The sequence below is a fragment of the Flavobacteriales bacterium genome (assembly GCA_020435415.1).
GTDB lineage: Bacteria > Bacteroidota > Bacteroidia > JACJYZ01 > JACJYZ01 > JACJYZ01.
The window spans coordinates 1-6,685 of sequence record JAGQZQ010000132.1; the positions used below are offsets into that span (position 1 = coordinate 1).

The 6,685-nt window shown below is 49.4% G+C and carries 4 protein-coding genes; all 4 read right to left on the reverse strand.

Features of this window, described 5'->3' with window-relative positions:
- Positions 1-53: 53 nt before the first annotated feature.
- The gene (locus tag KDD36_14340; GenBank protein ID MCB0397827.1) at positions 54-1,244 is read right to left on the reverse strand and encodes a tyrosine-type recombinase/integrase; all 1,191 of its coding nucleotides are present in this window, start codon (positions 1,242-1,244) and stop codon (positions 54-56) included.
- A gap of 166 nt (positions 1,245-1,410) precedes the next feature.
- Complete coding sequence (locus KDD36_14345; GenBank protein ID MCB0397828.1) at positions 1,411-3,189, reverse strand: M2 family metallopeptidase; 1,779 nt, start codon at positions 3,187-3,189, stop codon at positions 1,411-1,413.
- A gap of 180 nt (positions 3,190-3,369) precedes the next feature.
- Positions 3,370-4,716 carry a T9SS type A sorting domain-containing protein gene (locus KDD36_14350; protein ID MCB0397829.1) on the reverse strand — a complete coding sequence of 449 codons (1,347 nt, stop codon included), beginning with the start codon at positions 4,714-4,716 and terminating at the stop codon, positions 3,370-3,372.
- A gap of 474 nt (positions 4,717-5,190) precedes the next feature.
- Complete coding sequence (locus tag KDD36_14355) at positions 5,191-6,390, reverse strand: DUF2029 domain-containing protein (protein ID MCB0397830.1); 1,200 nt, start codon at positions 6,388-6,390, stop codon at positions 5,191-5,193.
- Between the last annotated feature and the right edge of the window lie 295 nt (positions 6,391-6,685).

The window sequence follows — 6,685 nt, forward strand, 5'->3', positions numbered from 1 at the left end:
TCATACCAAAAAAGTGTACATGTTTCTCCGTTTTGGTTAGACATGTGCTCTTTTTAGGTTGGCGGTTCGTCATGTTTTTTATCCAGTTTCAGGTTGTCAAACGGACTTTTTATCCGGCCCAATTCTTTTTTGCTTACATGTGTATATATTTCCGTTGTCTTGCTGCTCTTATGCCCGAGTAATTCCTGTATATACCGTAAATCTGTGCCTGCTTCCAGCAGATGCGTGGCATAACTGTGCCGCAGCGTGTGTAAGGTAGCGCGTTTTGTGATACCGGCCAAACGCATGCCTTTCCTCAGGATGCGGGCCAGACTAGTTGCGCTGTATGAGCCACCTTTCTGTCCTTCAAACAGACGTTTTTCTGGTTTGTATTGTTTGTAATAGTCCCTCAGGTAGCTTAATATATGTCTGCTCAAAGGCACGTATCTGTCCTTCGCTCCCTTGGCTGCCCTAATCTTGATCAGCATACGGTCACTGTCTATGTCTCCGATCTCCATCTTCAATAATTCACTTCTGCGCAAACCTGCAGAATATATCAGCCCAAGCATGCAACGATGTTTTTTGTTTTCCAATGCGTTGAGAATGGATGCCACCTCCTCAGTAGACAGTATGTCCGGTAATTTCCACTCCTTCCTGGGGCGTTCAATCTCATCTACGTTCAATGCCCTGTCCTCCATCCTTGAGAAGTACAGTTTCACCGCATTGATTACCTGGCTTTGATAGGATATCGAATATTCACGCGCCAGAATGTATTCTTTGTTGAAACGGATTACATCATCCTTGTTAATCTGCCGCAACGGCTTTCCGGCATGAAATCTGAGAAATGAGGTGAGACCGTCCAGATAGGTGGCAATGGTATTCTCCGCATAGCGTCGCTGCTGCATCCAGCCTCTGAATTTTATCAGGCTTTCTTTTGTATCATTCTCCAAAGGAGGAAGAGACCGAAGAGATTCATTCCCTGGCTTGCGTCCAGTCTTATGTCTATCTTCTTTTTCCTTTTGACTTGCAGGTGTTCTACTAAAGAATCCTTCTGAATTTATCCATGCTTTTCCTCTGAATACCGCGAAAATGTTCTTCAGGTTCTCCCGGTTGTTTTCCACATACCAGCACCGGTGGGTACGGCTCCACCCGGCGCCGTCAATCATCCTGGCCAATGCGATCAGTTCCACGTCGTAGTCAAAATCCAACCGGATCATCGTTCGTCCTTTGTGTGTAAGATGACCCAATACGATTTTCTTCATCATGATAAGTTTTATACACTAAAGTCAGAAAATAACCCGCCGGATTCCGCATGATGTAAGGTCTTGCAGCACTTTGGTTGATAAAGCGCATTTCATACAACACATTCCAGGCAAAAAAAATCCCTGCCGGTCAATGTCCGGCAGGGATGGGATGATGTAAGGAAGGATGTTACAGTTGCTCGGGCAAAGTGTAAGTCCTGCCTTTGTTCTGGGTTTTCAGCCAGTCCATCAGCGGGGCAAAATATTCCAGCATGGGTTTGGCGCTCAGCTCGCTTCCGATGGCTTGCTGAAGATGCTCTCTCCAGTCGATGGTGGCACCGGTCTTCATCATGTTTCCGATGAAGGCACCGACTTCCTTGTTGCCATAGTAGTTGGTGGCATGCGGATCCTGTTTCAGGATGTTCTTGGAGATGTAGTCATGGAACTGGTACATCAGGATGTAGGAGATGGCATAGTCGTAATACTGTGCCGCGTCATTGTTGATGTGTGTCTTGGTAGCAGCATCACAGTAGTCTTCCCCGCGGTCGGACGGAGGGACAATGCCCTGGTACTTCTTCTTGTATTCCCACCAGCGTGCATTGAACTGGTCCTTGGGAAGGTTCTCAGAATACAGATAGTGTTCAAAGAAAGTCATCACACCCGCACTCCATGGAATGAAAGTCACGTTCTCCAAAGCTTCCTTCAGGAGGATCTGGATGTCGTCGGTCTTCGCGTTGGCATCTGCCAGACCGAAGTTTACCAGGAAGGGCTTTTGCACGGCGGCCAGGCCCATCAGACTTCCAAGTGCCTCATGGTATCCGCGGTTGGCGCCATTGCGCAGGGTAATCGGAACTTCGGGGGTGCTGTAGGCAAGGAAGTAGTAGATATGCCCCAGCTCGTGAAGCGTGGTTCCCCACCATCTGGCGTTGGACTCCACACTCATCAGGGAACGTACATCATGCTCGAGGTTGATGTGCCATGCGGAGGCATGGTTGTTCTTCTTGTATCCGGCATCCGCAGGAGCAGGGTAGAGGCTTGACTTTTCGTAGAACACCTCGGGCAGTTTCGGGAAGCCGAGGCTCATGTAGAAGTCCTCGCCCTTTTCAACGATCCAGCTGGGTTCTTTGTCTTTCAGGGCACCATCCACATCCAGGCCTTCCACGCTGACGATGTCACCCCAGGCTTGTCCCCAGCGATTTGGCAGCCAGTGGGCAGGGGTCATATCCGGTACAGGTGCGTTGAAACGTTTGGCCAGGCGATAGCGTGCCCAGGTGTGAAGCTCCCTGTACAACGGCCACAGGTCAACGACCATTTGGTTGCAGAGCTGTTTCATCTCATCGGTGCTCATGCCATATTCGGAAACCTGGTATGCGAAATAGTCTTTGTAACCCAGGGCCTGCACGCATTGGTTGCGGAGGAGTCTGAGGGTGTCCACACCATCTTTCAACACCTTACCAACGGTCTTACTCGCTTCCCAGGCCTGACGTAGGTCCGTTTCGTTGGTGGAATGAGCAAGGATGGAGTCCAGTTGATTCGTGGAGACCTCCTTGTCATTCAAAGTGTAGGTAAACTTGAACAGGTTTGTGGTTTGTCTTGCATCGGCGGCGATCTTGGCTTTCACGATGTTGGCCACGGAGGCAGGTGAGGAAGCGGCCATGTAGAGGATGGCTTCCATTTGTCTCACCTCGAGCGGTGTCAGGGAATCTTTCTTCTCGAGAAAACCTTTGGCGGCATTCACCACTTCATCACTTCCGAGGTAGCCGGAGAGTGCTTCCATGGCAGCCTGCTGACGCTTTTCTGTCAGGGTGTCCCCATCCACAATATGGGTGTTGAGAAGCCACTCTTGTTCCTGCGCTTTGGTATACAGGTCCTGAAACTTCTGGTCGAATTCGTCGAGAAATTCTTTGGGGGTGGCGTATACTTTTGCGCTTTGTGCACTTTCTTCCGGTCCGCTGCCACATGCCAGCATCGTCGCCTATGCACAAAGGACGACCCACTTTGAATACGTTTTCATCTTACTTGCTTTTGGATTTTTGGTCGGGCGAAGGTAGAAAATTCGGGAGTAGGAGCAAAGTAGGGGGCGTGATTTGGCCACTGGTGTATGTTAAGTTTATTTAAACAAGAATTTCAGGGGTGATTGAGAACCGGACTACCGGATAACACCGATCTTTTTCCAGATATCGGAGTCACCCGTTGACAGGTGCAGGAAGTAGATCCCCGGCTCCAGGTCGGATACATCGATGCTTTCAGATTCACCATCTATTTCACCGGCACTGACCACACTTCCGTTGATGCTGATCAGGGAGAATGTGGCATTGCTTGCGGGCATTGAAACCGTGATGTCCCGGCTGGCGGGTTGCGGGAAGACGGATATCTCCATGAGATCCGGGTAAGACTCCGGGGTGGAGGTGGTGCACCAGGGACTCCTCAATATTTTCACCCCTGACCAGTTGGATGCAAAGGGGACGCCAAGGGTGCAGACATAGGAGAGGTAGGCAAACTCGTTGTAAATGCTTACCCCCCAGGTGCCGATGCCGTTTCCTGTTCCTCCGTATGTGGTGCATGAATCGGGTTGGGTGGGGCCTGAAGACAGGTCAAGCACGATCAGGTCGCTTTTCCCGGTGGATACAAACAGTTTGTTGCATTGGGCGTCCAGGTGGATCTCGTTGGCATGGCTCGGACTGGTGAACCAGTTGTTGTTCGGACAATTGTACGGATTCCACCATCCTTCCAGGGTCATGGCGGATGTATCCGAGATGTCCCACACTTCCACACCGCAGTAATCGACCGTTACATAGGCCAGGTTATTGTTGATCACGATGTTGTTGTAAGCCCTTGGCCGATTTATGGGTGTGTACATGACCGGGTTGCAGAACCTTCCGGTTTCCACCGGCGCTTTCGGATCCGTGCAGTTGATCACCCGCACGCCACCGGCATCATAGCACAGGTATACAATGCCATTGATCACTTCCATGCCGCGGGCATTGTACAGGTCTGCATTGGGGTTGTTTACCGGCCAGTTGATATCCGGTATAATTTCGGAGAGAAAGGCGATGCTGTCTTTGTTTGAAACGTCCAGCAAAACCAGCCCGTTCTTCATGGCGCCGAGATAGGCAATGTCTCCTTCCACCCGCACAATGCCGCTGCCGCCGGTTCCGGTGGGGTGATGCCATAGGTCTGTTACCACAGGGTTGGTAGGATCAGATACATCGATGATAGCCATGCCGGAGTATTCGGTATCGTTAAAGTGTGTGCCTGTGGCGAGGTAGAGGTAATCACCATCTTGTGACAGGCTCATGACCTGAAGGGAATCCAGCAAGGTTAACGGAACATTGGCGGCCAGCGTCGGGGTCTGGGGTGCACTGATGTCATAGATGCTTACCCCCGATTCTTTATGTGCCACATACAGGTAGGGCCGGTCTTTGGTGTCATGGGTCATCGTAACCATAAGGTGACCGCAATCGCTTGGAATGTCAGCCTCCAACTGCAGGTTCATCTGGTCACAGCTCTGCGCAGGGCATAATGCAGGTGCTACTGCTAAACACAGGATGGTTAGATGGATGGGCGTTCTCATGTTAGATGTTGGACAAAAGACATTAGAGGTTAGAAAATGGATTTTAGAAATTAGACACTAGACAAAGGAAAATAAACATTAGGAAAAAGACATTGTGCAATGATAGATCCCTCACTGCGCTTCGGGATGACAAGACCGTTGTGTCTAACGTGGAAAAAAATAATAGCACGCGATTGACATATTGATGATTTAAATAACCCAATCGCGTGCTTTTATCTTTTCGTTGACCTCTTAATCCTGTCATCCCGAAGCGCAGCGAGGGATCTGTATAGTATATAATATTATCCATACGTTTCGGATTGATATTCTTTATTGGTCAAAGCGGTCAATGTTCTAATCTCTAATGTCTTTTATCTAATTTCTAAAATCCATTGGCAGAATAGAATTTTCTACTGTCTAATGACATTCTCCTGCCAACTGCCTACTACCTACCTTCAACCCAACAACCATCGCCCCGACAATCACCCCCAGATTGCCAACACCCAGCAATCCCCAGTTGTCCAGCGTCATCGACAAGCTCTTGCCCCACAGGTCGGTGATATTGCCGCCATAAAGAAGGAAGATGACCGCGAACAGCACCGTAAGGCGGGTATTTCTTTTGTGAAAGAGATATAGGACCAGTAGGGTGATCAAAGGGATGGAAAACAGGAAGTGTTCTGTGTCGGTAATGAGGATATTGGGCACCAGGGCGACGCCGGCGAAGTAGTGGACGAGAAGGTCTGAGGGCGATGGCGTTTTTCCTTTTGTCGTCCACCAAAATGTAACGAATAATAGTATCAGTGCTCCGCCCAGCATGTAGAAGGAAAATGAAAGGGGCAGCGTGATGCCCGTGTATTGATGCAAAAGCGATGAGATGGTATGGTTGCTGGCCAGGTATCCTGAGTGCGCACCCATGGCCCGGACCCAGTCGGTAAATAATTCCTTGCCTTTCGTGATCCCGGTTGCCAATATGAATATCCCTGCCAGTCCGCCCATGGTCACCAAAGTACCCAACACCACTTTGAATTTCCGGTGAAGAACCAGGGGTAACAAAACCAGTATGAAATAGGGTTTGGTAAGGATGGCTATCGCAAGGAGGATGCCGGCTAACCAGGGTTTTTCTTTTAAGGTAAAGTATAAGCCAAGCGTAAGAAATAGCATCAGGAATATATTGGTATTGCCCAGATGCAGCTCCCTTACGAGGTGCACAATCACGCAGGCCAGGATGGCGAACAATACGCCCTGACTGTATGTCTCAGCCCGGAAGATGCGTTTGTTTGTTAGCCTCACCAATAAAAGGATGAGGGCGATGATGCTCATGGCAATCATCAGAAAATCCAGCACACTTGCGATCGGGTAGGGAAGAAGGGCGAAAGGGATAAAGAAGATGAGGGTGACCGGGGAGTATTTGTAATAGCCGGTATCAAGTCCGAAGGGTATCCCATAGACCTGCTTGCCGTTGATGAGTGCATCAGCTGCAGCGTACATCACCTTAAAGTCATAAAGCCAGAAACGCCCGTTGACGTTCTCCATGACCAGCATCAGCACGAACAGGGCAAGGGCTGAAATGATGAACGTCCGGTCTTTCCGGATGACGGATATGATGGTGTGTCTCATGTAAACGGGGTAAAGGTCGCGAATACAAGCGGGACCTCAAATATGATATTTATGACGGAATTGTTTCGTGCATTTTGTGCTAGTTATTTTAACACCGAGTTTCACAGAGATCTCACAGAGTTACACGGAGGTATCTCATTGCTGGTCTGCTCCGTGTCCTTTGTGTACTCTGTGTTGGAATTTTTTTGCTGTATACGTGTTTGGTTTTCACACGGAGTTTCGCAGAGGTCTCACAGAGTTACACGGAGGTGTTTCATTACAGGATTGCTCTGTGTCCTTTGTGTACTCTGTGTTG